This is a genomic window from Parasphingorhabdus sp. (genome assembly GCF_036964675.1).
GTDB lineage: Bacteria > Pseudomonadota > Alphaproteobacteria > Sphingomonadales > Sphingomonadaceae > Parasphingorhabdus.
In genome coordinates this window covers 1-24,875 of sequence record NZ_JBALTF010000042.1, presented here as the reverse complement: position 1 = coordinate 24,875, position 24,875 = coordinate 1, and the positions used below count along the sequence as shown (strand labels likewise).

The 24,875-nt window shown below is 57.5% G+C and carries 28 protein-coding genes; 8 read left to right on the top strand and 20 right to left on the bottom strand.

The features are described from left to right. On the bottom strand, positions 1–208 hold a 208-nt coding region (locus tag V7665_RS08910; protein WP_335664183.1), incomplete at its 3' end, for a BrnT family toxin. 53 nt (positions 209–261) lie between these two features. Between V7665_RS08910 and V7665_RS08905 the strand changes: the two genes are divergently transcribed. Beyond that, complete coding sequence (locus V7665_RS08905) at positions 262–1,056, top strand: enoyl-CoA hydratase/isomerase family protein (protein WP_335664182.1); 795 nt, start codon at positions 262–264, stop codon at positions 1,054–1,056. 116 nt (positions 1,057–1,172) lie between these two features. Here the strand turns inward: V7665_RS08905 and V7665_RS08900 are convergent, their stop codons facing one another. The 3 genes from V7665_RS08900 to V7665_RS08890 are packed head-to-tail and all read right to left on the bottom strand — an operon-like array spanning position 1,173 to position 3,598. Beyond that, positions 1,173–2,090 carry a hypothetical protein gene (locus V7665_RS08900; protein WP_335664181.1) on the bottom strand — a complete coding sequence of 306 codons (918 nt, stop codon included), beginning with the start codon at positions 2,088–2,090 and terminating at the stop codon, positions 1,173–1,175. A gap of 15 nt (positions 2,091–2,105) precedes the next feature. After that, the gene (locus tag V7665_RS08895) at positions 2,106–3,080 is read right to left on the bottom strand and encodes a diacylglycerol/lipid kinase family protein (protein ID WP_335664180.1); all 975 of its coding nucleotides are present in this window, start codon (positions 3,078–3,080) and stop codon (positions 2,106–2,108) included. Positions 3,081–3,115: 35 nt separating this feature from the next. Then, positions 3,116–3,598 (bottom strand): DUF2141 domain-containing protein, encoded by a 483-nt coding sequence (locus V7665_RS08890; RefSeq protein ID WP_335664179.1) that lies wholly within the window; start codon positions 3,596–3,598, stop codon positions 3,116–3,118. Positions 3,599–3,729: 131 nt separating this feature from the next. Here V7665_RS08890 and lptF point away from each other — a divergent pair, with 131 nt between their 5' ends. Both lptF and lptG read left to right on the top strand, forming a co-directional pair. Further along, complete coding sequence (lptF, locus tag V7665_RS08885; RefSeq protein ID WP_335664186.1) at positions 3,730–4,935, top strand: LPS export ABC transporter permease LptF; 1,206 nt, start codon at positions 3,730–3,732, stop codon at positions 4,933–4,935. 6 nt (positions 4,936–4,941) lie between these two features. Further along, the gene (gene lptG / locus V7665_RS08880) at positions 4,942–6,030 is read left to right on the top strand and encodes an LPS export ABC transporter permease LptG (protein ID WP_335664178.1); all 1,089 of its coding nucleotides are present in this window, start codon (positions 4,942–4,944) and stop codon (positions 6,028–6,030) included. Positions 6,031–6,035: 5 nt separating this feature from the next. Here lptG and V7665_RS08875 read toward each other — a convergent pair whose 3' ends face one another. Continuing rightward, positions 6,036–7,136 carry a fatty acid desaturase family protein gene (locus V7665_RS08875; RefSeq protein ID WP_335664177.1) on the bottom strand — a complete coding sequence of 367 codons (1,101 nt, stop codon included), beginning with the start codon at positions 7,134–7,136 and terminating at the stop codon, positions 6,036–6,038. A gap of 146 nt (positions 7,137–7,282) precedes the next feature. Between V7665_RS08875 and V7665_RS08870 the strand changes: the two genes are divergently transcribed. Continuing rightward, on the top strand, positions 7,283–8,455 hold the full coding sequence (locus tag V7665_RS08870; RefSeq protein WP_335664185.1) for an N-acetyltransferase: 1,173 nt from the start codon (positions 7,283–7,285) through the stop codon (positions 8,453–8,455). An 18-nt stretch (positions 8,456–8,473) separates the two neighbouring features. On the opposite strand, the gene xth is transcribed toward V7665_RS08870, so the two are convergent. From xth to tgt, 7 genes are all read right to left on the bottom strand, one after another. Next, positions 8,474–9,262: an exodeoxyribonuclease III gene (xth, locus tag V7665_RS08865; protein WP_335664176.1), complete on the bottom strand. Its 789-nt coding sequence runs from the start codon at positions 9,260–9,262 to the stop codon at positions 8,474–8,476. A gap of 98 nt (positions 9,263–9,360) precedes the next feature. Continuing rightward, a complete protein-coding gene (erpA, locus tag V7665_RS08860; protein WP_335664175.1) occupies positions 9,361–9,711 on the bottom strand; it encodes an iron-sulfur cluster insertion protein ErpA in 351 nt (116 codons plus the stop codon). Between the two features lie 91 nt (positions 9,712–9,802). Further along, positions 9,803–10,420: a M23 family metallopeptidase gene (locus tag V7665_RS08855; protein WP_335664174.1), complete on the bottom strand. Its 618-nt coding sequence runs from the start codon at positions 10,418–10,420 to the stop codon at positions 9,803–9,805. Between the two features lie 182 nt (positions 10,421–10,602). Further along, the gene (locus V7665_RS08850; protein ID WP_335664173.1) at positions 10,603–11,400 is read right to left on the bottom strand and encodes a ferritin-like domain-containing protein; all 798 of its coding nucleotides are present in this window, start codon (positions 11,398–11,400) and stop codon (positions 10,603–10,605) included. A 10-nt stretch (positions 11,401–11,410) separates the two neighbouring features. After that, the gene (locus tag V7665_RS08845; RefSeq protein WP_335664172.1) at positions 11,411–11,872 is read right to left on the bottom strand and encodes a peroxiredoxin; all 462 of its coding nucleotides are present in this window, start codon (positions 11,870–11,872) and stop codon (positions 11,411–11,413) included. Then, positions 11,869–14,595 carry a bifunctional [glutamine synthetase] adenylyltransferase/[glutamine synthetase]-adenylyl-L-tyrosine phosphorylase gene (locus V7665_RS08840; protein WP_335664171.1) on the bottom strand — a complete coding sequence of 909 codons (2,727 nt, stop codon included), beginning with the start codon at positions 14,593–14,595 and terminating at the stop codon, positions 11,869–11,871. Before V7665_RS08840 ends, V7665_RS08845 begins: the two co-directional genes overlap by 4 nt. After that, the gene (gene tgt, locus V7665_RS08835; protein ID WP_335664170.1) at positions 14,592–15,719 is read right to left on the bottom strand and encodes a tRNA guanosine(34) transglycosylase Tgt; all 1,128 of its coding nucleotides are present in this window, start codon (positions 15,717–15,719) and stop codon (positions 14,592–14,594) included. The genes V7665_RS08840 and tgt overlap by 4 nt, the downstream gene beginning before the upstream one ends. Before the next feature lie 154 nt (positions 15,720–15,873). Between tgt and V7665_RS08830 the strand changes: the two genes are divergently transcribed. Then, positions 15,874–16,233, top strand: a complete 360-nt coding sequence (locus V7665_RS08830; protein ID WP_335664169.1) for a BufA1 family periplasmic bufferin-type metallophore — start codon at positions 15,874–15,876, stop codon at positions 16,231–16,233. Between the two features lie 94 nt (positions 16,234–16,327). On the opposite strand, the gene V7665_RS08825 is transcribed toward V7665_RS08830, so the two are convergent. The 6 genes from V7665_RS08825 to V7665_RS08800 all read right to left on the bottom strand — a co-directional run bounded on the left by V7665_RS08825 (position 16,328) and on the right by V7665_RS08800 (position 21,297). After that, positions 16,328–17,752 (bottom strand): aldehyde dehydrogenase family protein, encoded by a 1,425-nt coding sequence (locus tag V7665_RS08825; protein WP_335664168.1) that lies wholly within the window; start codon positions 17,750–17,752, stop codon positions 16,328–16,330. A 91-nt stretch (positions 17,753–17,843) separates the two neighbouring features. Beyond that, positions 17,844–18,875 carry a tRNA preQ1(34) S-adenosylmethionine ribosyltransferase-isomerase QueA gene (gene queA / locus V7665_RS08820; RefSeq protein WP_335664167.1) on the bottom strand — a complete coding sequence of 344 codons (1,032 nt, stop codon included), beginning with the start codon at positions 18,873–18,875 and terminating at the stop codon, positions 17,844–17,846. Between the two features lie 8 nt (positions 18,876–18,883). Further along, on the bottom strand, positions 18,884–19,534 hold the full coding sequence (locus V7665_RS08815; RefSeq protein ID WP_335664166.1) for a peptidylprolyl isomerase: 651 nt from the start codon (positions 19,532–19,534) through the stop codon (positions 18,884–18,886). A gap of 87 nt (positions 19,535–19,621) precedes the next feature. Continuing rightward, positions 19,622–20,125, bottom strand: coding sequence for a pantetheine-phosphate adenylyltransferase (gene coaD, locus V7665_RS08810; protein WP_335664165.1), 504 nt, complete (start codon positions 20,123–20,125; stop codon positions 19,622–19,624). A 16-nt stretch (positions 20,126–20,141) separates the two neighbouring features. Then, on the bottom strand, positions 20,142–21,008 hold the full coding sequence (locus V7665_RS08805; RefSeq protein WP_335664184.1) for a polyprenyl synthetase family protein: 867 nt from the start codon (positions 21,006–21,008) through the stop codon (positions 20,142–20,144). 40 nt (positions 21,009–21,048) lie between these two features. Beyond that, the gene (locus V7665_RS08800; protein ID WP_335664164.1) at positions 21,049–21,297 is read right to left on the bottom strand and encodes an exodeoxyribonuclease VII small subunit; all 249 of its coding nucleotides are present in this window, start codon (positions 21,295–21,297) and stop codon (positions 21,049–21,051) included. A gap of 99 nt (positions 21,298–21,396) precedes the next feature. On the opposite strand from V7665_RS08800, the gene V7665_RS08795 reads away from it, so the two are divergent. Beyond that, complete coding sequence (locus V7665_RS08795; protein WP_335664163.1) at positions 21,397–22,056, top strand: hypothetical protein; 660 nt, start codon at positions 21,397–21,399, stop codon at positions 22,054–22,056. 41 nt (positions 22,057–22,097) lie between these two features. After that, a complete protein-coding gene (locus V7665_RS08790; protein WP_335664162.1) occupies positions 22,098–22,505 on the top strand; it encodes a DUF2177 family protein in 408 nt (135 codons plus the stop codon). Here V7665_RS08790 and V7665_RS08785 read toward each other — a convergent pair. Both V7665_RS08785 and V7665_RS08780 read right to left on the bottom strand, forming a co-directional pair. Beyond that, the gene (locus V7665_RS08785) at positions 22,502–22,696 is read right to left on the bottom strand and encodes a DUF1289 domain-containing protein (RefSeq protein ID WP_335664161.1); all 195 of its coding nucleotides are present in this window, start codon (positions 22,694–22,696) and stop codon (positions 22,502–22,504) included. The two genes, V7665_RS08790 and V7665_RS08785, sit on opposite strands and share 4 nt — an antisense overlap. After that, positions 22,693–23,292 (bottom strand): 2-hydroxychromene-2-carboxylate isomerase, encoded by a 600-nt coding sequence (locus tag V7665_RS08780; protein WP_335664160.1) that lies wholly within the window; start codon positions 23,290–23,292, stop codon positions 22,693–22,695. The genes V7665_RS08785 and V7665_RS08780 overlap by 4 nt, the downstream gene beginning before the upstream one ends. Positions 23,293–23,463: 171 nt before the next feature. On the opposite strand from V7665_RS08780, the gene purL reads away from it, so the two are divergent. Further along, positions 23,464–24,875: phosphoribosylformylglycinamidine synthase subunit PurL (purL, locus tag V7665_RS08775; protein WP_335664159.1), on the top strand; the 1,412-nt coding region annotated here is incomplete at its 3' end.

Here is a 24,875-nt window from a genome sequence, read left to right as displayed (position 1 = left end):
CGCCGTTTTCATCATCGAAAAAGGTATGCACCACCAAAAGCGTCGCGGAGCTGACCCGACCGATTGTTTGCCAGCGGTCGCCATCGGGATGGGAGTCCGGTTGACTTAGGTGCAGGGGATCAGCAAAAACCAGAGCTGCCAGTTCGAACGAAACGCCATGTTTCGCCTTGTTGGCAACCGCCTTGCGTTGATCCCAGCGCCACTCCATTTGTAACTACAAATATGTAACTACATACAATTTGTCAATAGCGGAAAACAGCCATGACCAATTCCATCCACATCGAACAACGCGGCGCAATTGAAATTCTTTCACTCAACCGCCCGGACAAACTCAACACGATGAATGAAGACATGATCTTCGCGCTGCAGGATTATTTTCGCGGACTGCAAAAACGCCTCGACATTCGTGTTGTCCTGCTCCGCGCCAGAGGCCGGGCATTTTGTGCCGGTCTCGATATCGGTGGCTGGAAGAATGATGGCTCGCGCGGACAGGTCCAGCATGTCTGGAACACCCAGCGCTCGATCGCCACTGTCATGCAGCTGATGCGGCAATGCCCGCAGCCGATTATCGCGCTGGCCCAGGGCGCAGCCTGCGGTGGCGGCTTCTCGCTGCTGCTCGCCAGCGACGTCCGCTTTGGCGCGCCGTCGCTCAAAATGAATGCGGCCTATATCAAGATCGGCCTCGGCGGCTGTGACATGGGATCCAGCTATTTCCTGCCGCGCATGGTCGGCGCCTCGATTGCGTCGGAGCTGATCCTGACCGGTCGCTTCATCCACGCCGAACGCGCCGAAAAACATGGCCTGATCAGTGACGTTGTCGAGGAAGACAAATTGCTTTCGACCGGCCTGTCACTGGCCGAGGAAATGCTCGACACCGCGCCAATGGGCCTGCGCCTGTCCAAAGATGCCCTGAACCGCAATATCGATGCGCAGAGTTTTGAAGCGGCGCTTGCCATCGAAGACCGGCAGCAGGTGATGCTTTCGATGACCGAGGACAGCCGCGAGGCGGCCAAGGCATTTTTCGCCAAGCGCAAACCGGATTACAAGGATCGGTAGCATCTCGTCATCCTGAACTCGTTTCAGGACCTCGTCACTCTTGCCACCATCATACGGTTCAGACGCCTGGGGTCCTGAAACGAGTTCAGGATGACGAAGTCATTTAGATGGTGATCTCACTTGATCGCCCCGCCCATGATCAACCGCGGCAGCATCACCAGCGCGCCCAGGATCGGCCATTTGCGTTGCCAGGGCTTGATCACATAGTCGGTCCCGGCATGGCGGTTGATCTTCCACGCCAGATAATCGATGCCACCGGCATAAGTGGCGGATGCCTTGGCAAGCCTGGCGAGGGTCAAAATCTTGCCATTGCGCCGCAATTGCCGCCATCTTTTTTCGACTGCGGCGCGAGAGGCGACAATTTTGAGATTGCGGTCCCGCGCTTCTTCCCGTTCGGCAATCGCCGCCACAACGGCGGGTCCAAATCGCGCATAGCGTTCGGGATCGGAATCGACGACCGAATCGGAACGTTCCTTGCGCTCGGCCCGCAACTCCGCGCCATAGGTCAGTTCAAAGCCGCGTTTCCAGAGATCCTCAACCGTATATTCTGTATCAATATCCATCATCGGAAAGGTCATGTCGAACAAGGTGACCGCAGCGCCGGCAATCGCCTCAATCGCCTGCGTCTGGGCCGCCTCATCCGCGTGCCAGACCAGCCGGGACGGTTGCGCAAATCGCGCCCATACGCTGACCGCGCTGGCGCCGATCCGGTTCAGCCGGTGAAAATCTTTCTCGCTGAGCACCGCCACCTTGGCGACCAGTCCGCCATGTTCTGCCGGGAACACATTGGGTGGCAGCCGCTTGTTCGCACCCACCAGCCAGCTTTTCCCGTAAGCCGCCTCATAGCTTGAAACGATCAGGTAGAAATCGAGCATCTGCCCGTCGAGCTCGGTTGTCCGCAGGCAGGAGCCATAGAATAGCACCGCCCGCGATGCCTCGCCATATTGCGCGGTAATCGACGCAGCAAAAGCCGCAACCCGCGGGTCAACGGATTGCGCCAGTTCCTGTGCAATATATGACTTGAGTTCGCTCACGCGAAACGTCCTAGCTCAAGCAGCGAGCCGAAGGAAGGATACAGGCTTGGTTGATTTCAGCACGATCGGATGGCCTGGCAGGGCGCAGAATAGTTCACCGTCCATCAGCACATTGCTGCCCTCACCTTCGATCCGAATCATGTCTCCGCGTTCCAGATGAATGCCCTTCTGCACATTTTTGCCCAGTCGGCCAAAAATTACCGAAAGCAGAAAACGAACGATAGCACCGGCGCGCTGATCGATCGCCAGAAACTGCATCCGGCCAATCGCATTCTGGTTCCGCATCGATCGCTTCATCAGCAACAGCCGCTCCAGCGTGGTAACGATCAGCACCGCAAAATTGCCCTGAAACTGGCCGTCCCGGATCAGCGATATCTTGATTGGCTGCGACCGATTGGGCAGGAATTTTCCCCTTATGCCGAACAGCACCGATGCCAGCGCGGCAAAAACCGTCAACACATGCGCTGCAGCGTTGGGCAATCCCAGCGGGTAGATTTTGTGACGGCAATAGAGAATGAATTCCGACAGGCCGGCTCCGCCCAGAAACATCCCGAGCACGACCTTGCTATCCTTGCCACCATCGGAAAGCGCGATCAGCTCGCGATCGACCAGATGTTCGTGCAAATCATGCTTGGCCAGTTCGACAATCCGCTCCAGCGCCTTGAGCGGATTGCCTTCGGATCCGAGATCGAGAGCGATCAAATTGGTCTTGCCATTGGGCAGCACCGCCACGGGCGGCGGGTTATCACCGAAATGACCGCCCTGATATAATTCGGTCAGCGTCGCCTGCACCGTCCCGTCGCCACCGTTGATGACCAGCACTTTCGGCTTCACCCGGGCAATGGTTTCCAAGGCCTTGGCGATTTCATCGACATGATCCACTTCATAGTGAAACACATCGCTGTTCTTGACGCAATAAGACCGCACTTCTGGCAAAATCGCCCGATTTCCGGTTGAATTCGGATTGGAGAGAAGTGCGACATTTGCCATCAAATAGCCCTAAATTGTCCCGTGTGCGCGGTGCATCACATATATTTCATGGTGATGCGGATGGATTTGACCTCATTGCCGATCGCAAATTTGGTTTTCTTGTAGCTAGGCTTGCCAAGGTTGAAGATGTTGATGCTTGGATTGTTCGACATGCCGCCGCCGTCGCTGGTAATATCGGTTTTGCCGTTACCGTTAAGATCATGGCGCACAGCAATCGCATATTCACCCGCTTGACTGAACGGTAGGCAGAAAGTCATGTTTTTAGCGCTGACAGGGACTTCGATGCGAGACAACCAGGCACCACTTTTCAGCCATTCGTCCTTGGTGCCGCGGTAGCTTTGTACCCGCAGCTTTCCGGTTGCTTCCTTCAGGCCTTCTATTTCCACCTTTACAGCAGGGCCGTTGCCCGACCGACACGGGCGCATGTCATTGGGTATCTCGCGGCCACCAGCAAATGCTGGAGCAGAGGATAGCAAAATAGTGGTCGTTAATGCGATGGATGCCGCAAATTTCAACATGACGTAGTTACTCCTAGTCGTTATACCCGCGCCAATACTCAGACACGGACAAGAATCAGCCCCCGATCCGCTTATTGCTATGGATTTGATTTGCGGCGAAAACATGGTGAGAGGGAGACAACAAGTTGAAACTGCTGACGTCCACCGATCGCTATCTGGCAAAATTGATCGCACTGCCGCTATTCAGCACGCTGGTGATTGCCGCCATGCTGCTGGTGCTGGAAAAAATGCTGCGTCTGTTTGATTTTGTCGCGGCAGAAGGCGGCCCCGTCAGCGTGGTTTGGCGAATGCTGGCTAACCTGATCCCCGAATATCTCTCGCTGGGCATACCGATAGGTTTGCTGCTCGGCATATTGCTGGCCTTCCGACAGCTCGCGCTCAGCTCGGAGCTGGATGTTTTCCGCGCCGTTGGCCAGGGCTACGGGCGTCTGCTGCGGGTGCCCTATATGTTTGCGGTGGCGCTGATGCTGGTCAATCTCGCCTTGGTCGGATTCATTCAGCCCCTGTCCCGCTATTATTATGAAGAACTGCGCTTCGAATTGCGGTCGGGCGCGCTTGGCGCCTCGATCAAGGTCGGCGAATTTACCAATTTGGGCAGCCGGATGACCCTGCGGATCGAGGAAAGCCGGGACAATGGCACCAAATTGAGCGGGATGTTCGTCCGCGCCGAAAACAAAAAGGGCCAGACCGTCTCGGTCACGGCGAAAAATGGTCAATTTCTGGCAACCGACGATCCCGATACGATCATCTTGCGCCTGACCGACGGCGTGCTGGTCCATGATGCCCCGAACTACGAGAAGCCGCGGATATTGAGTTTCAGCAATCATGACTTGCCGATTGATTTGCCCAAAATTGAATCTTTCCGATCGCGGGGCGGCAAAAATCTGGAATATACGATACCGGAACTCGTGCGGGTCGGCCTGGATGAAAAACGGCCAGTAACCGAGCGCAACGAAAGCCGCTCCAATTTCCATTTCCGCATGGTCGAGGTGGTGATGATGCTGCTGATGCCATTGCTGGCGGTTGCGCTGGCGGTTCCGCCGAAACGCTCCAGTTCGGCGCTTGGCGTCTTTCTATCGATCGTGATGATCGTGACCTATCACAAGGTCAACGAATATGGCGAGGATATCGGGGCCTTGGGCCTGGTTGACCCGATCATCGCCCTGTGGCTGCCCTTCTGCCTGTTCGCGGCGTTGATCATGTGGATGTATCATGTCGCCGCCCATGTTCCCGGTGGTCAGCCGATCGGGGCGTTGGAAAAAGCATTTTCGAAATTCGGCGGTGTCTTCAAGGGCTTGCTCAATTTCAATCGCAAACGCGCGTTGATGAAGGAATAGCCGGACATGGACTTTTTCCCTTCCCGGACACTGGCCATCTACATGGCGAAAATGTTCATCATCCGCACTCTGGCGGTGCTGGCGCTGCTGGTGCTGGTGCTGCAAGCGCTCGATCTGCTCGGCGAGAGCGGCAAGATTCTGGCCCATGCCGGCAATGGCGAAGCAGAGCTCTGGACCTATGTCTCATTGCGGGCCCCGCAACTCGTGGCCCGTTTTCTACCCTTTTCGGTGCTGCTGGGAACCATCATCACGCTGGCGACGCTGAACCAGAATAGCGAAGTCATCTCGATGAAGGCGGGCGGACTGTCCGCGCACCAGATTCTGGCCCCATTGATTGTCGCCAGCATGGGCGTTGCACTGGTTTCCTTCATATTCAACGAAACGCTTGTCGCGCCATCAACCGCCCGTTTGACGCAATGGGAGAAGGTCGAATTTGGTCCGATTCCGGCAGAGAGCAACATACGCACCAACGTCTGGGTCAAGGATGGCAATAATCTGATCAACGCACGGACGGTAACCGGCCGTGGTGACCAGGTCGTATTGCAGGACATCACGATCTACAATCGCACCGAAAATGGACTGAAAAGTCTGATGCAAGGGGATCAGGCCCGATTCACCGGAACCGGCTGGTTGCTCAGCAATGTGACCCAGTTCGATGTCAGTACCGGAACCGAAGAAAAGAAAGCCGCGTTGGTGATCGGCAATTCGATCCAGCCGGACCAGTTCACCCTGAGCAATGTCAACGCGGACAGCCTGTCGATTTTTGCCTTGCACACGACCATTGCAGAGCTTGAGCGTGCCGGCCGCCCGACGATGAGCCTCAAGGCCGGCTGGTGGCACAAGATTTCCGGGCCGATGTCGTCGATCCTGATGCCGTTGCTGGGCGCCGTCGCCGCATTCGGCCTGGCCCGGTCTGGACAGCTGTTCCTCAGGGCCGTGATCGGCATGGCGCTCGGCTTTGCCTATTTCGTGGCCGACAATTTCGCGCTGGCGATGGGCAATATTGGCGCTTATCCAGTTTTATTGGCAGCCTGGGCTCCGTTCATGCTATTTTTCCTGATTGGCGAAACCGTACTGATCCGGACCGAGGAATAGCTGAATCAGTTTCTTCCGGCGCTGCCCCGCACCAGTCCCATGATCAACGCCCAGAGACTGTCATGATCTGCCCGGTAGAAATTGGACTCCGCCGGCAATTCCGCCACCAGACGCCGGTGCGCTTCGCCGAGGCTATGATAAGGAACGCCAGGCAGCAGGTGGTGCAGCGCGTGATAGCGCAGTCCCACCGGCGCCCATAAAGCGGGCAAAGTCGCTGGCGGCGGTACGTTGACGCTGTCGAGATATTGCGCGGTAACGCTCATCTCGTGACCGTCATTCTCCCACAGATGCGCGACCAAAGTACGGATCTGGTTCAATATGACGCTGCCGGACAAAACGCCCAGAAATATCAGGAAAGCGCGCATCGGTATGACGCCGGTCGCGACCATCGCCAGCAGAGCAATGGCCCATAGGCTGGCCCCGATTTCGCAGGCCAGCCAGCGCCGCTTCAGATCGCCCTCGGGCGGTTTGCGGCGAAAATCGGGATTGATGATCAGACCGGAATAGCGCTCCACCACGATTCTGCGCAGCGGCGGAATGATTGCGGAAAGCGGTGACAGGATCGCATAGCGGAACAGCAGCGCTACCGGCGCCAGCGCAGCGACGATCACGAACAAGGGAACCGACCATGGCTTCATCAGCGCCAGCGGCAAATATTCAGGGTCTTCGACCGTACCATATTTCTTGGTCCGGTGATGAATGCTGTGAATGCCCTCATACATGAAGGACGGGATCAGCATCGGTACGCCAAACAGCGCATTCCAGGCGAAATGAAAGCCGGGCAGCGCATTGCGGCGAACATGGGTCAATTCGTGAATGAAGCTACCTGCCCGGTACAGGGCGAGAACAGCAATCAGGCTTAGAAAAATGGCGATTCCCGTGGATTGACTGAAGATTGCACCGGCAAGCGATCCGTAGCCGACAGCCACCGATGCCAGGAAATCAGCCCAATAGATGGCCGGCTTGGGGCTATTGAGATCGCGCGTCACCTTGGCCGCAGTGCGGATCAGCTCAACATCCTCTGGAACCGGCACAGACCCAGAATTCGTGCGCGAGTCAGCCGCTGCCTTCGGTGTATTTTTCGGAGAGATGGTTGTCGAATTCATAAACACCTGCATAATCGTTAGATGGCCTAGAGCAACATATCGTGGCGACAACATGGCAAGGACAAGACCGCAATGGCGCGCCTGCCCTTGACATTGCGCCACAATTAACGCCACAGCCAGCCGCAAATATAGAAGGACAAGATATGGTGGCCGGTCAGGATATAGTGATACAGCCGGTAACTACCAAGGCCCAGACCAAGCAGTTTATCGACATTGCCTATCGGCTCAATGCCGATGACCCACATTGGGTTCCGCCGCTGCGGTCCGAAGTCGCCAAACTGATCACGCCCGGCAAGAACCCGTTTTTCGAACATGCCCGAGTGCAATTTTTTCTGGCCCTGAAACAGGGACAGGTGGTTGGACGGATCAGCGCGCATATCGACGAACTGGCGCTGGCACAGCCGCCAGAACAGGGCATGGGTCCTGGCACGGGCAATTGGGGCCTGATGGAAGCAAGCGATGAAGCGACCATGCACGCCTTGATCCATGCCGCCGAAGCCTGGCTAAAAGATCAGGGCATGACCCGCGTTCTTGCGCCGCTCAGCATGTCGGTCTGGGAAGAACCCGGGCTCCTGACCAAGGGGCATGACCATAGTCCGATGATCATGATGGGGCATCACAACGCAGACTATCAGGGCTGGATCGAGAATTTGGGCTATAGTGTCGCCAAGCGCCTCGTGACCTATGACCTGCCCGTAGAAGATGGTTTCCCTGAACTGGTCAAACGAATCGTCGCCTCGGGCGAGCGCAACAAGAGGCTCAATATCCGCCGGGTCGACAAGAAAAATTTTGACCGCGATGCGGCGATCATCATGAATCTCCTGAATGACGCATGGTCGGGCAATTGGGGGTTTGTTCCGATGACCGATCACGAAATCGATCATGCCGGCAAAAGCCTGAAACCGATCGTCCATGAAGATCTGATCCGGATTGCCGAACTGGAAGGGGAGCCGGTCGCATTCATGATGACGCTTCCGGACATGAACGAAGCAATCAAGACCATGAATGGTTCGCTTTGGCCTTTTGGCTGGGCGAAACTGCTTTGGTGGCTAAAATTCCCCAAATCGCATTCGATGCGCGTGCCGCTGATGGGAGTCAAAAAGGAGCTGCAAAACAGCCGGTTGGCCAGCCAGATGGCGTTCATGCTGATCGAATATATCCGCCGCGATGCAAAGCTGCATTTTGGTACAAAGCGCGGCGAAATCGGCTGGATATTGGAAGATAATCAGGGAATGGTGGCAATTGCCGAGGCGATTAAAGCGACCATAAACCGGGAATATCTGATTTACGAGAAGGCGATCACCACCGCGAAACCGTGATCAATCACCAATGGCCGGTCAGATATCCAGATCCACCCATGCTGGCGTATGATCGCTGGCTTTCTCCCGACCCCGATGCTCCTTGTCGACGCCGCAGTTTTTAAGACTGTCGGCCGCCAGCGGGCTGAGCAGCAGATGATCGATGCGGAACCCCTGATCACGCTGCCAGCCGCCGCTGCGATAATCCCAATAGGTCCAGATATTGCCCGCCGGATAGGTCACGCCCAGCGCATCGGTCCAGCCGTCGTTTAAAATCCGCCGGTAGCCCTCACGGCTTTCCGGCTGCATCAGCGCATCATCCTGCATCGCCTTGACCGAATAAACATCATTGTCGCGCGGGATGACATTATAATCGCCGGCCAGCACCGCCGGCACTTCTTCCTCCCAGATTTCGGCGGCGCGTTCGCGCAGGCGCTTCATCCAGCGCAGCTTGAAATCAAATTTGGGTCCGGGATGGGGGTTACCGTTCGGCAGATAGATACTGGCGACCCGAACTTTCAAACCATCTTTGCTGCTGACATTGGCTTCAATATAGCGGCTATGCTCATCTTCCGGTTCGCCATCCAGGCCACGCTTGATCTCTTCGGGTACCTGATCGCGCGCCAATATCGCCACGCCATTGAAGCTCTTTTGCCCGTGCCAGATCGCGCCATAGCCAATTTCTTCGAATTTATCGGCCGGGAAGCCCTCGTCCTGCGTCTTGATTTCCTGCAGACATGCAACATCAGGCTTGGTTTCTTCCAGCCATTCCAGCAGGCGCGGCAAGCGCGCCTTGATGCCATTGATATTGAAGCTTGCGATGCGCATTATCAGCGTCTTTCCGTTGGTATGAGCCTGTCGAAATATGCCTCAAGACCGTGAGCGCACTTCGACAAGCGCCGTGCTAACCGACGGCTACAAAGCGATCAAACGGAAAAGCTGGAGCCGCAACCACAACCCGAAGCCGCATTGGGATTGGTCACCTGAAAGGCGCTGCCGCCCAGCGACTCGACAAAATCAACGGCGCTGCCACGCACCAGATCAAGACTGATTTCGTCAACAACCAGGGTAACCCCCGATTCTTCGACCGTGACATCATCCGTTTCGATATTGTCAGCGAGGCCGAAGCGATATTGGAAGCCGGAGCAGCCTCCGCCTTCAACGGCCAGCCGCAATATCGCCGCCTTGCCCTGTTTTTCGGCAATAGCGGCCACGCGTTTCGCGGCATTGGGGGTGAGGATAATATCCTGTTCGATCGTTGCGAGAGCTTGGTTCATGATCCCTAGATAGGGAGAATCAAAAGGAGCGGCAAGCCTTAAGCTCAAACCGCTCCTTGATGCACCCTCTCCCAAAGGTGGAAAATTCGTCTTATTCGGCTGGGCCGCCCAATGCAACGCCAGAATTCAGCTTCTGTGCAATCAGAAAATCATTGGACTGCATGAATGGAATGGGATTGACCGCTTCGCCGGCGATCCGCACTTCATAATGAAGGTGGCTGCCAGTGGAACGGCCGGTAGAGCCCATGAAGCCGATCAGGTCGCCGCTTTTGACGCGGGCATTGGAATCAACGTTGAGCCGGGACATGTGGCCATAACGGGTCTGGATTCCGTTGCCATGGTTGATCTCAACATAATTGCCATAGCCGCCCAGCCATTGCGCCCGCCCAACAATGCCGTCGGCTGTCGCATAAATGGGTGTGCCGATTGGTCCGGCCATATCAAGGCCTTTGTGATTGGCGCGGCGCCCCTTGAAGGGATCGGCGCGGAAACCATAAGAACTGGTCAGTGTGAAGTCTTTTACCGGCTTGCGCGAAGGAATGGTCAATTTGACCTCTTCCTGCTTGCCCTGACCGGCCCAATTTTTGAAAATCATCCTGAAAGCCGGATCCGCTTCGCCAAGGGCGCTTTCTGCTGCCTGACTTTTGAGAACATCAACCGGGATGCTGGAGTCTGCTGCTTCCGCAGATGCGGCGGTGGAAAAAATCATTGCTGAACCAAGGATTGCAATGGCTGTGATCTTGCTCACAGATTTTCGGAATAAAACTATTATGTTTTCGGTCATAAAATGATCGAACCTTTACTAGCGACCCATGCAATCCATGGCTTGAATTTTTTGGCGAAACTTTCGCCCCCGTTCATCGATTACGGGTGTAAATTCATTCGGCCTAATTATTCAATACCATAATAATATTCTTGGGTCAGACCGGCTGCCCGGCGGGCTGAGTCGTTGAAAGGTGGCTTCAGGCCGCCTTTGATATGGGTTTTTACCAGCTGCTTCCAATGGTCATGTGGAGGCTGATCCTGTCTCCTGCAGACAAATTCGAACCATTTTGTTCCAAAAAAAACATGGTTGATTTCATCCCGATAGATTCGACTCAAAACCTTTACCGTCAGATGGTCACCCTGTTGTTTGAAACGCTCCACGGTCTCCAAAGTGACGTCCAGACCACGCGCTTCGAGCACCATCGGAACAATGGCCAGACGCGCAGAAACATCATGGGCAGTGTCTTTTGCGCTGTCCCAAAGACCATCATGGGCGGGGTGTGCGCCATAAAAACTGCCCATCTCGCGCAGTCGCCGGTCGAGCAGGTCAAAATGCATCGATTCTTCCGAACCGACTCGCATCCAGTCGTCGGTAAATTCTCTTGGAAATTGCGATCCGAACCGGCCGATCATGTCGAAGGCGAGATCAATCGCGACAAATTCGATATGGGCGAGCGCGTGAATCAGCGCAATCCGTCTAGGCACCGAAGTCCCCTTGCCCCGCCGCGGCATGTCACGGGGGCGCATCAGGACCGGATGCTCGGGCCGCGCCGGCATATCCGGCATGGTATCACTGAATTCATGGGCAAGCCGCCCCAGCCGCCATTGCCGCGCGGCCTGGCGCGCGGCCATCACCTTGGCGGTCGGATCGGCGGTTTGCAGCACGCGCAGCACCGCTGCGCCTGCACTGGCCTGTTCGGTCATTGCGACGGGTCTATGCCGCCTGCACCGCAGCCAGAACCTCTTCCGCGTGCCCCTTGACCTTCACTTTCGGCCAGGCTTTCAGCACCGTGCCGTCAGGTCCGATCAGAAATGTCGAACGGATAATCCCCATATAGGTCTTGCCGTACATTTGCTTTTCCGCCCAGACGCCGATTTTCTCTAGAAAAGCGGTGCTTTCGTCAGATGCTATATCGACGGTCAATTCCTGCTTGGTGATGAAATTCTGCTGCCTTTTCGGCGAATCGGCGGACATGCCCAAAACGGCTGCACCGGCTTTTGCGAATTCCGGCAACAGCGCCGAGAAATCCTTCGACTCGGTCGTGCAGCCCGGTGTGCTGGCTTTCGGGTAAAAGAACAGCACCAGCTTTTTGCCGGCATAGTCGGAAATTTTCACCGGGCTGCCATCCGGCGCCGCCAGTTCCATGTCCGGGATTTTGTCGCCCACATCGATCATTCTATATCTCCTAATATTTCATCGGGGTCCGGCCGCAGGTGCCGGTTCCACTCGTCAATAACGCATTGCCGTGCCTGATCATAGCCGTCCAGAAGGGCATCCCAGCTCTCCTGTCCAGCCGCTTTGGCGATCAAGGCGCGGCTGGTTTCCGGCGGATAGTCGCAATCCGGCGACATCAGCCGCAAGGCCACCAGCAAGCGCGTCATCAATTCGTGCGCCGTCACCATATCCTCGCCGAGATGGCCGGCGGCGACCAGAGCACGGACCGCCTTGCCCAGTTGCGGATGCAGCGCTTCACCGGTTTTCAACTGCAGGAAATGGATGATGAACTCCCAGTCGACCAGCCCGCCTTCCATCAACTTGGTGTCGAGCGGCCCTTTGGGCGGTTTATGTTCGACAATATCCAGGCGCATTTTCCGCACCGCCTTGCGCAGTTCCTCCGGCTCGCGTTCCTTCCGCAAGATATTGCGAATCTCTTCCTGCAACAGCTCACGCAAGTCTTCATCGCCATAAACCGGTCGCGCCCGGGTCAGGGCCATATGCTCCCAGGTCCAGGCACTTTCCCGCTGATATTTGTAGAAACTCTCCAGGGTCACCGCCAGCGGCCCCTGTGTCCCCGATGGCCGCAGCCTTGTGTCCACCTCATAGAGCGGACCGGCAGCGGTCGGCACCGACAGCGCCGTCACGATCCGCGCGGTCAGCCGGTTGAAATATTGCGTGCCGCCCAACGGACGCTTGCCATCGGAATCGGCACTATGGTCGCCGGAGAACAGGAAAATAAGGTCGAGGTCCGAGGCATGGGTCAAGGCCGCCCCACCCAAACGGCCCAGCGCCAATATCAGCAGCCTGCCATCGGCAATTTTGCCGTGCACCGCCTCAAACTCGGCGATGGTCGCGTCGGTGAGCACCTGAATCGCCGCTTCGGCAACCCGGGCATAGCCGGCGGAAATTTCCAGTGCATCATGCCGGCCTTCGATAAGCTGGACGCCGAGAGCAAAGCGTTTTTCGCCAACCCGGGCGCGCACCCGGTCGAGCAACATCTGATAATCATCGCCCGGTTCGGTGCGGGAAAATTGTCTCGCCAGCTCTGCTACCGACGGCGGCAGGTCCAGCGCGGTCGCATCAATCAGGCCATCGAACAGCTCCGCCCGCCGCGACAGCGCATCGGCGAGCACCGGCGCATGGCTGAGAATCTGGCCGAGCTTTTCGAGCAGGCCGGGCCGCGCTTCCAATATCCGGAAAAAATTGATCGCGGTCGGCAATTTGTCGATCAGACTGTCCAGCCGCGCCAGCGCCTTTGCCGGATTGGGTGCCGTCGCAATCGCGTCGACCAGATCGGGCAAGATCGCTTCGAAGGATTCCTGCGCCGCCGCGGACCGCAAAGCCGTCACCTTGCCGCTCCGCCAGCGCTTGATCGCCTGCAGGAAAGCGTCTGCTTCTGACAGGTTTTTCTCCGCCAATACGGCGACCAGTTTCTCCTCGTCCGCCGGCAAGCGCGCGCTATCCTCCGGTTCGATCAGATCATCATAAATATTGCCGACCGCATCCACATGCGGAGCGAGCAGATCGAGCAATTTCTGACCGCTTTCCAGTCCGTGCAGGCGAGCCACCCGGTCGAGCGCCGCCATGTCATCGGGCAAGCTGTGGGTCTGCTGGTCATTGACCATCTGCAACCGGTGCTCGATCACCCGGTATAATTCATAGGACTCGCTCAGCACTGTCGCCTTGTCGCCATCAATCCGGCCGGCCTTAGCCAGCGCTGCCAGCGCATCGCGCGTCGCCGGCACCCGCAAGTCCGGCTGCCGGCCGCCAAAAATAAGCTGGTGCATCTGGGCGTAAAATTCCGTTTCCCGAATTCCTCCACGCCCCCGTTTCAGGTCAAAACCGGGTCCGAATTTCTGCCCCGCCGCATAATGGTCGCGGATTTGCGCGGTGACCGACCCGATATTCCGGATCGCCCCGTAATCCAGCGACCGGCGCCAGATGAATGGATTGATCGTTTCGAGAAAATAGCGTCCCAATATCTGATCGCCTGCGGCAGCACGCGAACGGATATAGGCCGCCTGTTCCCAAGCCAGCGCGCTCGATTCATAATAACTGATCGCCGCTTCGACCGGCAGCGCCACCGGGCTCACTTCCGGCGATGGCCTGAGCCGCATGTCGACCCGGAAAACATAGCCATCGGCGTCGCGGCTGTTGAGCGCCTCGACCAGCTGCTGTCCGATCCGCCGCGCCGCATCACTGGGATCTTCCTTGCCGCGCACCGGGATTTTGTCCGGATCATAGATGAAGATCGGATCGATATCCGACGAATAGTTGAGTTCGTGGCTCCCGTGCTTGCCCAGCCCGATGATGGCAAAGCCCTCCAGCGGCGCGTCGGGATAGCGGGTTGCATAAATATCGGCGAGCGCCTCATCCAGCGCCCGGTCGGCAAAATCCGACAATCGCGTGATGACATCGGTCAGGGACAGTCGCCCGGCCAGATCACCGATCGCCAGGGTCAGAGCAAGAGCCCGCTTTTCCCGCCGCAATTTTTGCCGGACATTCTCGGCGCCGGCTCCCGCGCTGCGACTATATTCCAGCGCTGCATCAAGATTTTCGGCGGCGAGCAGATCGGTCAGTTCCGGCAGAACCTGCATCGCCATGGCAAGATAGGGCGCGTTTTCGCGCGCGCGTTGCAGCGCATCTTGCAGGGTCGTTCTTGCCGGCAGTCCAGTGATCATGGGTTCAGATAGGCGCTGCGGAATTTTTTGGCAAAATCAGCGAAACTTCCGTCTGCAATCGCCGCTCGCATGCCCGCCATCAGCGATTGATAATATGCAATATTATGCTCGGTCATCAGCATCGCGCCCAATATCTCTTTCGCCCGGATCAGATGGTGCAAATAGGCCCGGCTGTAGCTTTTACACACCGAACATCCGCAGGTTTCGTCGAGCGGTGCCAGATCCTCGGCAAATTTGGCGTTGCGGATATTGATCGCGCCCCGCGCGGTAAACGCCTGACCGTTGCGGCCGGACCGGCTTGGCAGCACGCAGTCGAACATATCGACGCCGCGCTCGACCGCGCCGACCAGATCATCGGGCTTACCCACGCCCATCAGATAGCGCGGCTTGTCAGCGGGCAATTGTCCTGGCGCATAATCGAGCACATCAAACATCGCCTCCTGCCCTTCGCCGACCGCCAGACCGCCAATCGCATAGCCGTCAAAACCGATTTCGATCAGCGCCTCAGCCGAGGCCGCGCGCATTTCCTTGTCCAGTGACCCCTGCTGGATCCCGAACAAAGCCGCTTTCGGCGCATGATCCTCGCCGCTGTCAAAACCGTCGCGCGACCGCTTTGCCCAGCGCATCGAGCGCTCCATCGAGGCCTGCGCCTCCTCGCGCGTCGCGCCATTCTTGGTGCATTCGTCAAACGCCATGACGATATCGCTGCCCAGCAGCCGCTGGATTTCCATCGACCGTTCCGGGGTCAGCATATGGCGCGAACCATCAAGGTGGCTCTGGAATTCCACCCCGTCCTCGCTCAATTTGGTCAGTTCCGACAGGCTCATCACCTGATAGCCACCGCTGTCGGTCAGGATCGGCCGATCCCAGTTCATGAACTTGTGCAGACCGCCGAGACGCGCCACCCGCTCCGCTCCGGGCCGCAGCATCAGATGATAGGTATTGCCGAGAATGATATCGGCTCCGGTCGCGCGCACGCTCTCTGGCTTCATCGCCTTGACCGTGGCCGCCGTCCCCACCGGCATGAACGCAGGCGTGCGGATTTCACCGCGCATCATGTTGATTGTGCCGGTGCGGGCCTTGCCGTCGGTGGCGGCGATGGAAAAGGAAAAGCGCTCAGCCACTCAAATGTCCGGACATGATTGTGTTAGCGGATTTGACGGGTTCAAATTTATCTTCTTGTGATGATTGTGTAACCATTGGCCTGCCCTGTTCGAATAAGCCATTAGCTGTGCAGGATGGCAGCAGAATTTCAAAGACCTAAATCGGGAGAATCTCATGACGAAAGCTACGAAACTTGGTGCAGCGGCAACCGCATTGATCGCCGCAGCCGCTCTTTCCGCCTGTTCCGGCGGAACCAGCGAAGCCACCAGCGAAGGCGCGGAAACAACCAGCAGCAAGGTGACCGAAGTCACCGCAGCGGAAAAAGAAAAATGCTTTGGCATCGCCAAGGCGGGTAAAAATGACTGCGCCGCTGGCGAAGGCACCAGCTGTGCCGGTACCGCGGTCCTCGACTATCAGGGCAATGCCTGGAAATATACCGACGCCGGCAAATGCGAATCAATCGGCGGATCACTCACCGAAGTGGCCGACAATGATCCTCCAGTTGCTCCGGCAGCGGCTCCTGTTGAGGGCTAAGCCTTCCAGGACATGAATTGCAAAGGGCGGCTCGATTGAGCCGCCCTTTTATTGTTTCACGCAGCAATATCAATGCTGCGAGCGAAGCTGCCGCTTAGGACGGCAAGCCGCTAACCGATTTCATTTCCATAAAATCTCTCAGACCATAGACACCACCCTCGCGGCCGTTGCCGGACTGCTTGTAACCGCCAAATGGCAGGCCCGGAGCCGGTCCCCAATTGTTGATGATGACCATGCCGGCTTTCAATTGCGGGGCGACGGCAGCCGCGGCAGCCGGATCGCCGGATATGACCGCAGAGAGACCATATTCCGTATCATTGGCAATCTCGATCGCCTCGTCGAGATTATCGTAGCTCATCAGCGTCACCACGGGCCCGAATATCTCTTCCTTGGCGATCCGCATATTGGGCGTCACGCCGCTGAACAGCGTCGGCTTGATATAATAGCCCCGATTGACATTGGTCGGCAGGTCGGTGCCGCCGGTTTCCAGCGTCGCACCCTCGTCAATCGCGGACTGGATCAGGTCCTGAATCTTGCCATATTGCGCCTTGTTCACAACCGGCCCCAGATGTCCGCCTTCGACGGTCGGGTCGCCCACTTGCTGACTCTCGACGATATTCTTGACCACGGCGATCGCCTCGCTGTTCTGGTCTTTGTGCACCAATACGCGGGTTGGCGCGATGCAGCTTTGGCCGCTGTTGACCATCACTCCGGCAATAGTTGGCGGCAAGACTTCCTCCAGCTTGGCACCGGGCAATACCAGATTGGGCGATTTTCCGCCAAGTTCCTGATGCACGCGCTTGACCGTATCGGCAGCGGCTTTTGCCACCAATATGCCGGCACGGGTCGAGCCTGTGAAACTTACCATGTCGACATCGGGATGCGAAGAAATCGCCGCACCCACGGTTGGTCCGTCACCCTGCACCAGATTGAATACGCCCGGCGGAACGCCCGCTGCATCCATGACTTCGGCGAGAATGGCGGCGCTGCCGGGACATTCTTCGGATGGCTTCAACACCATCGTATTGCCACCCGCCAAAGCCGGGGCCACTTTCAACGTGATCTGATTCAAAGGCCAGTTCCATGGGGTGATCATGCCAACCACACCAATGGGTTCATATAGGATGATATTCGGACCGACTTTTTCGGAAAACTCGAAATTCTTCAACGCTTCCAGCGTGCCCATGAAGCCGCCGAGGCCGGCTGGCGCTTGCGCGGCATTGCCCAGGCTGATCGGAGCGCCCATCTCGACCGCCAGAGAGGCGGCAATATCGGGCATGCGCTTTTTATATTCTTCAATGATCCGCTCGAGCAAGGCTACCCGCTCTTCGCGCGAAGTCTGGCTGAAGCTTTTGAACGCCGCTTTCGCGGCGGCAACGGCTGCATCGACATCGGCCTTGGTACCCAGAACGATTTTGGTGCCCGGCTCCTCGGTTGCCGGATTGATGACCTGATGCGGCGTGCCTCCGATGGAATCAACCCATTGGCCATTGATGTAATTCTGCTCATAGCTATCCATTGTCATCTCTCCATTTCGAAACTTTTATAATTCGGCACGTTCATGCCCTGATTCGGCTTTGCATTCCACTAGCAACAAGGCCAGCCCCTTCCTATCGTTCCGGCAGCAACAGGCTGGAATCGCCATAGCTGTAAAAGCGATAGTCCCCGGCGATCGCATGGGCGTAAACCGCCTGCATCGTCTCCAGCCCCATCAGCGCGCTGACCAGCATGAACAGGGTGGATTTGGGCAAGTGGAAATTGGTCATCAGGCCGTCGATCGCGCGGAACTTGTAACCGGGCGTGATAAAAATATCGGTATCGCCTTCAAACGGCCGGATGATACCATCCTCTCCGGTTGCGCTTTCGAGCAGGCGCAGGCTGGTGGTGCCCACCGCAATCACCCGGCCGCCCGCTTTTCGCGCAGCATTCAGGCGATCGGCGGTTTCAGCGTCAATCCGCCCCCACTCGCTGTGCATCTGGTGATCGTCGGTTTCGTCGACCTTGACTGGCAGAAACGTCCCTGCCCCGACATGCAGGGTCAGCGTTTCATTGCCGACGCCCGCCGCGACCAGCGCGGCCAACAGGCCATCGGTGAAATGCAGCGCCGCCGTGGGCGCCGCCACTGCGCCCTTTTCCCGGGCAAACATCGTCTGATAATCATCGGCATCGCGCGCATCGATCGCCCGTTTGCTGGCGATATAGGGCGGCAGCGGCATGGTGCCCGCGCGTTCAAGCAGCAGTTCAACCGGTTCCTCGCCCAGGAAGCGGAGAATGAAACTGCCATCGTCGAGCTTTGCTTCTGCTTCGGCCGATACGTTCATCCCGAAATCAACGGTCTCGCCAACCCGCAGCCGCTTCGCATTGCGAATGAACGCCTGCCAGCGGCGAAGGTCCAACCGCTTGTGCAACGTCGCCCCGATCTTGGCGTCACCGCGCGTTCCGGTCAGCTGTGCGGGGATGACCTTGGTGTCGTTGAACACCAATATATCCTTTGGCCCGAGCAGTTGCGGCAATTCGCTGACGATATGGTCGGATATCCGGCTGCCGTCGGCCTTTAGCAGTTTCGCGCTATCGCGCGGAACCGCTGGTCGCAGCGCGATTAGCTCCTGCGGCAGCGCAAAGTCGAAAAGATCAACGCGCACAGGCCGAGCTAGGGATTGATCGGTGCGTTCAGGTCATCCAGCGAAATGGGCGCTTCGGACGGGCCTGCATCGGCACCCGGCAAGACCGGTGGCTTGTTGTCGGCAGCGATCGATGCCTGCAATATCCGGCTGGGATTCATCGGCGGTTCGCCGCGGCGGATCATGTCCACATATTCCATCCCGGAGGTGACGCGGCCGAAAGCCGTATATTTTCCGTCGAGCGAGAAGCGGGGATAGAAGAGGATGAAGAACTGACTGTTGGCGCTGTCTTCGCCTTCGGCCCGCGCCATCGAGACGACCCCCCGCACATGCGGAAACTGACCAAATTCTGCTTTCAGGTCGGGCAGTTCCGAGCCGCCGGTTCCGGTGCCGGTGGGATCGCCGGTCTGCGCCATGAATCCTTCAATCACCCGGTGAAAGATAATGCCGTCATAAAAGCCCTGTCGCGTCAGCGTCTTGATCCGTTCGACATGATTGGGGGCAAGCGCCGAGAATAGCTGGATCGTCACCCGGCCACCGGTGGACAGATCAAGGTTCAGGATATTCTCTTCAGCGGGAACCGACGCAGGTGCCGGCGTCTGTTCTGCCACCTCCTGCGCATGCGCAGGAAAAGAAACCAGAAACAAGGCAGAAAGGGTCAGAAAATATTTACGCAGCATGGCATACTCAATTCGGTATTGCGGGATGGAAAGGCAAACAGCCTTTGAACGATTCTACCTTTCACTGCAATGAATTGCTGGTGACGGCTATTGATCGCCCTTGAGGCCAATCTTTTGCACCCTTGCGGTAATTTCGTCTGCTACCGGCGGCGTGACGAACTTGTGGATCTCGCCACCGAACATGGCAATTTCCTTGACCAGCCGCGAGGCAATCGGCTGCAGCGAGACATCGGCCATCAAAAATACCGTTTCAATATCGCCGTTGAGCTGCTGGTTCATGCCCGCCATCTGATATTCATATTCAAAGTCGGCCACGGCGCGCAGACCGCGAACAATCACGCCGGCACCCTGTTTTTCGGCAAATTTCATCAGCAGCATGTTGAAACCGACCACTTCCACACCATCGCCGAGATCGGCGGTTTCCCGGCGGACCATCTCCAGCCGCTCTTCGTCGGTAAACATTGGCGATTTCGACGGGTTGGTGGTCACGCCGATCACCAGCTTGTCGACCAGACGCATGCCGCGCCGGATGATGTCCATATGCCCCAATGTAATAGGATCAAAAGTCCCCGGATAAACGCCGATTCTCATGTCTTGTTCCCCCCGACTAGCGGTCTCTTGCGATTGTATATTCGGCGATGGCGCGAAGCAGATCCGCTTCTTCGCCATAGCTGCTCAGATGCGATACGGCCTGATCGACCAGCATCTGCGCCTGCTCTTTTGCCCGATCCAGTCCCATCAGACTCAGAAATGTCTCCTTGCCGGCATCCGCATCCTTGTGCAGCGCTTTGCCGGCCTTTTCCTCGTCGCCTTCGACGTCCAATATGTCATCGGCAATCTGGAACGCGAGGCCCAGATCATGGGCGTAACCGCGCAGGCTCGTGCGGCCTTCGTTGGCCACCCGCCCGAGGATCGCTCCAATTTCAACGCAGGCGGCAATCAGTGCACCGGTTTTAAGCTGCTGGAGCCTGGTCACGGTCTGCAAATCAAAGGTGGATTTTTCCGCCACCAGATCCATCATCTGGCCTCCAGCCATGCCAGCAGGACCGGCAGCTTTGGCGAGGCAGGCGGTCATTTCTGCGCGCACGAAAGGATCATGATGGGTGCGTTCGTCGGCCAGCAAGCCAAAGGCCAGCGCATGCAGCGCATCGCCAGCGAGAACCGCAGTCGCTTCACCAAATGCGATATGGGTGGTCGGCTTGCCCCGGCGCAGATCATCATCATCCATGCAGGGCAGATCATCATGGATCAGCGAATAGACATGCAGCGCCTCAACCGCGGTTGCGGCCCGGATGGCGCAGGATTCATCGACATTGAATAGTCTGGCCGTCGCCATCACCAGCACCGGCCGCAGCCGTTTGCCGCCGCCGATCGCGGCATGGCGCATCGCCTCATATAATTCGCGACGCGCATCGTCCGGGACCGGCAAAAGCACATCAAACTGTCGATCGATGGCAGTGGCGACCCGCCCCATCTCCCGCAAAAGATCCGAATTATTGTTGGCCGGCACTGGCTCAGTCCGCGTCAAAGGGCACAGTGGCTTGCGGCTTGCCATCGCGATCGAGCGTGATTTTCTCGATCTTGGCTTGCGCCGCTTCCAGCCGTTGCTGGCACAGGCCGCGCAGTTTTTCACCCTCGCTGTAGAGCGCAATCGACTGGTCGAGCGGCACGTCGCCGCTTTCGAGTTTGCGGACGATATCTTCAAGGCGCTTCAGCGCGTCCTCAAAATTCAGTGCAGAAAGATCTTCTTCGGTTTCACTCATGGTAAAATTCAATGAAGACGCTTTCCCGCGCGGTCAAGAGCGCAGCTTCACTTATTGCGCAGCCGAGTGTAGCCTTGCCGCGACTAGGGGGAGAAAAATATGTTCATCGGTCATTTCGCGCCTGCCATGGTTGCGGCAACCCATCCCAAGGCACCGGGGCTTGGCACCTTGTTTGTTGCCGGTCAGCTTTTGGATTTCGGATTTTTCGGCCTCGCGCTGGCCGGCATAGAAAAATTTCGCATCACGCCGGGGATTACCAAAATGGTTCCGCTCGACCTCTATGATATGCCCTATACCCATAGCCTGCTGGGCAGCGCGGTCTGGGCTGGCGGTTTTGCGCTGCTGATCTGGCTGTTTACCGGCAACAGAATCGGCGCGATGATCGGCGGCCTCGTCGTGCTGTCGCACTGGTTTCTCGACCTGCTGGTCCATGCACCGGACCTGACGCTCGCCGGTTCACCGCCGAAACTGGGCTTTGCTCTGTGGAACTATCCGATGATCGAGATGCCGCTGGAACTGGCGATCACCTTTGGCGCGCTGGCTTTTTTCGTCGCGCGCACCCGTCCCATTGCACCCAGCTCCAAATTCGTCTTAGTTCTTTTGGCCATATTGCTAGGCGTTTTTCAGGTCGTTAACTGGTTTGCTCCGGAACCCGAGACTGCGACTATGGGCATGATGATAACCGCCCTGATCGCCTTTGCGGTCGCCTCCCTCGTCGCATTTCTGGTTGGCAAGACGCGCTTGTTAAAGCAGGTCTGATCGGCAAGCCGCGACGACCGAATATCATAGAAGAGACAGTTATGACTCAATATATCGCCGCCTATTTCATCGCCGCCCTCATCTTCGGCATTCTCGATTTTCTGTGGCTCAGCAATATGGCGGGGACCTTATACCGGCCGGTCATCGGCGAGATTATGGCGGATGAGTTTCGCAAGGCTCCAGCGATGATATTCTATGCAATCTATCTGTTCGGCATCGTCTGGTTCGGGATCAAGCCGGCGCTGGCCAGCGGTCAATGGACCACCGCCTTGCTCAACGGCGCCTTGTTCGGCGGGATCGCTTATGCCACCTATGACCTGACCAGCCAGGCAGTACTGAAAGTCTGGTCAACCAAGATCACCCTCTATGACATTGCCTGGGGCACATTTGCTACCGGCGTGACAGCAGCCCTGACCGCCTATCTGGTGTTGAAATTCGTGAAGGCTTAACGCCCCCGGGAATCAAGCCTTCGACTTTTGGCCAGCGCCTGCATTCTTTCCGGCAGCAAGGAAAATATCTCACGCTTCCGATTCGGTGAAGCTGAGCCCCATTCGCCGATTTCCGACAAGCTACGCCCGCAGCCCACGCACAGTCCGCTTGGTTCATCGATGGTACAAATATCATTGCAGGGGGATTTCAAGAGGAAAGCTGCTCTTCAATCTGATCCAGCCGTTCTTTGCCGAAATACATCTCGCCATCGACGTACATGGTCGGGATGCCAAAGGCGCCGCGCTCGACCGCATTTTCGGTATTGTCGATCAATGCCTGTTTGATCGCCGGGTCCTGGGTCTTCGTGACCAGCTCCTGCACATCGAATCCGCCATCCTGTAATATTTTGCCAAGCGTTTCGCTATCGGTCACGTCCAGCCCCTGTTCCCAAATGGCGGGTAGAAGCATTGCAATAAACCCGGCGCGTTTTTCGGGTTCCAACGCGACCAGCATCCGCTGCAGGGTGATCGTGTTGAACGGGAATTTCGGGTTCATCCGGAACTTGGTCAGGCCGTGCTTTTTAATGAACCGGTTCATCTCCAGCATCGCATAGTCGTTCTTGCCCTTCACTTCCGCATCGCGGACGAAGGGCGGCGCGTTGCCGGTCAGCTTGTGCATGCCGCCGAGGAAGACCGGGGTGATTTCGATGGTCGCGCCATGTTTTTCGGCCAGGTCGTTGAGCGGCTGCCAGATAAGATAGGCGTTGGGGCTGACAAAATCGAAAATCAGTTCAATGGTCTTGGACATGCAAACGTGCTCCTGCGGAGGCAGGAGCCCATCTCCCGCCATTTCGTCCAGACGCTAGCTCTGGAGATGGACCCCCGCCTTCGCGGGGGCACTGACACCAACCCATAAAGCAGCGCCACGAAACATCAATTCCCTCTAGGCGAAATTGTCCCGCCTCGTTAAAGGGTCTGCATGACCACAGACACGCTGATTGCAGAGCCCCTTATCTCCACCGAAACCGTGCGCGAGCATGGCCTCAACGCGGAGGAATATCAGCGCATATTAAACGCGCTTGGCCGCGAGCCGAATATTACCGAACTCGGTATCTTCTCGGTCATGTGGTCGGAACATTGTTCCTACAAGTCATCGCGCCTGCATCTCAAGAAGCTCCCCACCACCGGCCCGCAGGTAATTTGCGGCCCCGGCGAAAATGCCGGCGTCATTGATATCGGCGACGGTCAGGCGGCGATCTTCAAGATGGAGAGCCACAACCATCCCTCCTATATCGAACCCTATCAGGGCGCAGCGACCGGCGTCGGCGGTATCTTGCGCGACGTGTTCACCATGGGCGCGCGGCCGGTTGCGAATCTCAACGCGCTGCGCTTCGGGCGGCCCGACCATCCGAAGATGAAGCATCTGGTCAAGGGCGTGGTTGCCGGCATTGGTGGCTATGGCAATTGCGTTGGCGTGCCGACCGTTGGCGGCGAGACCAATTTCGATCCGGCCTATGACGGCAATATCATCGTCAATGCGATGACCGTCGGCGTGGCTGACGCCGACAAGATTTTCTACTCGGCCGCCTCCGGCGTCGGCAACCCGATCGTCTATGTCGGCTCCAAAACCGGCCGCGACGGCATCCACGGCGCGACCATGGCGAGCGCCGATTTCGGCGACGATATCGAGGAAAAACGCCCGACCGTGCAGGTCGGCGATCCCTTCGTTGAAAAGCTTTTGATCGAGGCCTGTCTCGAACTGATGGCCAGCGATGCGATTGTCGCGATTCAGGACATGGGCGCGGCGGGTCTGACCAGCTCCGCGGTTGAAATGGCAACCAACGGCGAAGTCGGCATCATTCTCGACATGGACAAGGTGCCGTGCCGTGAAACCGAAATGACCGCTTATGAGATGATGCTCAGCGAGTCGCAGGAACGCATGTTGATGGTCCTCAAACCCGGCCGCGAGGAAATGGCCGAGGCGATTTTTACCAAATGGGAGCTTGATTTCGCGGTGATCGGCGAAGTAACCGACAGCCGCCGGATGGTGCTGACGCACAAGGGCGAAACCGTCTGCGATATTCCGCTCGGACCACTCGCCGACGATGCGCCGCTCTATGATCGGCCGCATCTGACCCGCGAGGAATATGCCGCCCATATCAATATCCAGCCGCTCGGCGATATCCCCGAGAGCGCCGACATCGGCGCCGATTTGCTGAAAATGATGGCCAGCCCTGCGCTTGCCTCGCGCCGCTGGATCTGGGAACAATATGACAGCCAGGTCGGCGCAGACACCGCGCAACGCTCCGGCGGCGATGCCGCGGTGGTGCGCGTGCACGGTACCAACAAGGGCCTCGCGATCACCACCGACTGCACCCCGCGCTACTGCAG

Excerpts from the sequence above, each read along its gene's own strand:
- erpA (WP_335664175.1), bottom strand. The coding sequence starts at position 9,711 with ATGAACCAAGCTCTCGCAACGATCGAACAGGATATTATCCTCACCCCC.
- V7665_RS08855 (WP_335664174.1), bottom strand. The coding sequence starts at position 10,420 with ATGATTTTTTCCACCGCCGCATCTGCGGAAGCAGCAGACTCCAGCATC.
- V7665_RS08805 (WP_335664184.1), bottom strand. The coding sequence starts at position 21,008 with ATGGGGCGGGTCGCCACTGCCATCGATCGACAGTTTGATGTGCTTTTG.
- V7665_RS08890 (WP_335664179.1), bottom strand. The coding sequence starts at position 3,598 with ATGTTGAAATTTGCGGCATCCATCGCATTAACGACCACTATTTTGCTA.
- V7665_RS08815 (WP_335664166.1), bottom strand. The coding sequence starts at position 19,534 with ATGCTGCGTAAATATTTTCTGACCCTTTCTGCCTTGTTTCTGGTTTCT.
- V7665_RS08795 (WP_335664163.1), top strand. The coding sequence starts at position 21,397 with ATGTTCATCGGTCATTTCGCGCCTGCCATGGTTGCGGCAACCCATCCC.
- V7665_RS08850 (WP_335664173.1), bottom strand. The coding sequence starts at position 11,400 with ATGACCGAACAGGCCAGTGCAGGCGCAGCGGTGCTGCGCGTGCTGCAA.
- V7665_RS08830 (WP_335664169.1), top strand. The coding sequence starts at position 15,874 with ATGACGAAAGCTACGAAACTTGGTGCAGCGGCAACCGCATTGATCGCC.
- V7665_RS08790 (WP_335664162.1), top strand. The coding sequence starts at position 22,098 with ATGACTCAATATATCGCCGCCTATTTCATCGCCGCCCTCATCTTCGGC.
- V7665_RS08895 (WP_335664180.1), bottom strand. The coding sequence starts at position 3,080 with ATGGCAAATGTCGCACTTCTCTCCAATCCGAATTCAACCGGAAATCGG.
- xth (WP_335664176.1), bottom strand. The coding sequence starts at position 9,262 with ATGCGCATCGCAAGCTTCAATATCAATGGCATCAAGGCGCGCTTGCCG.
- V7665_RS08875 (WP_335664177.1), bottom strand. The coding sequence starts at position 7,136 with ATGAATTCGACAACCATCTCTCCGAAAAATACACCGAAGGCAGCGGCT.
- V7665_RS08840 (WP_335664171.1), bottom strand. The coding sequence starts at position 14,595 with ATGATCACTGGACTGCCGGCAAGAACGACCCTGCAAGATGCGCTGCAA.
- V7665_RS08845 (WP_335664172.1), bottom strand. The coding sequence starts at position 11,872 with ATGATCGATGTGGGCGACAAAATCCCGGACATGGAACTGGCGGCGCCG.
- V7665_RS08780 (WP_335664160.1), bottom strand. The coding sequence starts at position 23,292 with ATGTCCAAGACCATTGAACTGATTTTCGATTTTGTCAGCCCCAACGCC.
- V7665_RS08825 (WP_335664168.1), bottom strand. The coding sequence starts at position 17,752 with ATGGATAGCTATGAGCAGAATTACATCAATGGCCAATGGGTTGATTCC.
- V7665_RS08905 (WP_335664182.1), top strand. The coding sequence starts at position 262 with ATGACCAATTCCATCCACATCGAACAACGCGGCGCAATTGAAATTCTT.
- coaD (WP_335664165.1), bottom strand. The coding sequence starts at position 20,125 with ATGAGAATCGGCGTTTATCCGGGGACTTTTGATCCTATTACATTGGGG.
- V7665_RS08800 (WP_335664164.1), bottom strand. The coding sequence starts at position 21,297 with ATGAGTGAAACCGAAGAAGATCTTTCTGCACTGAATTTTGAGGACGCG.
- lptG (WP_335664178.1), top strand. The coding sequence starts at position 4,942 with ATGGACTTTTTCCCTTCCCGGACACTGGCCATCTACATGGCGAAAATG.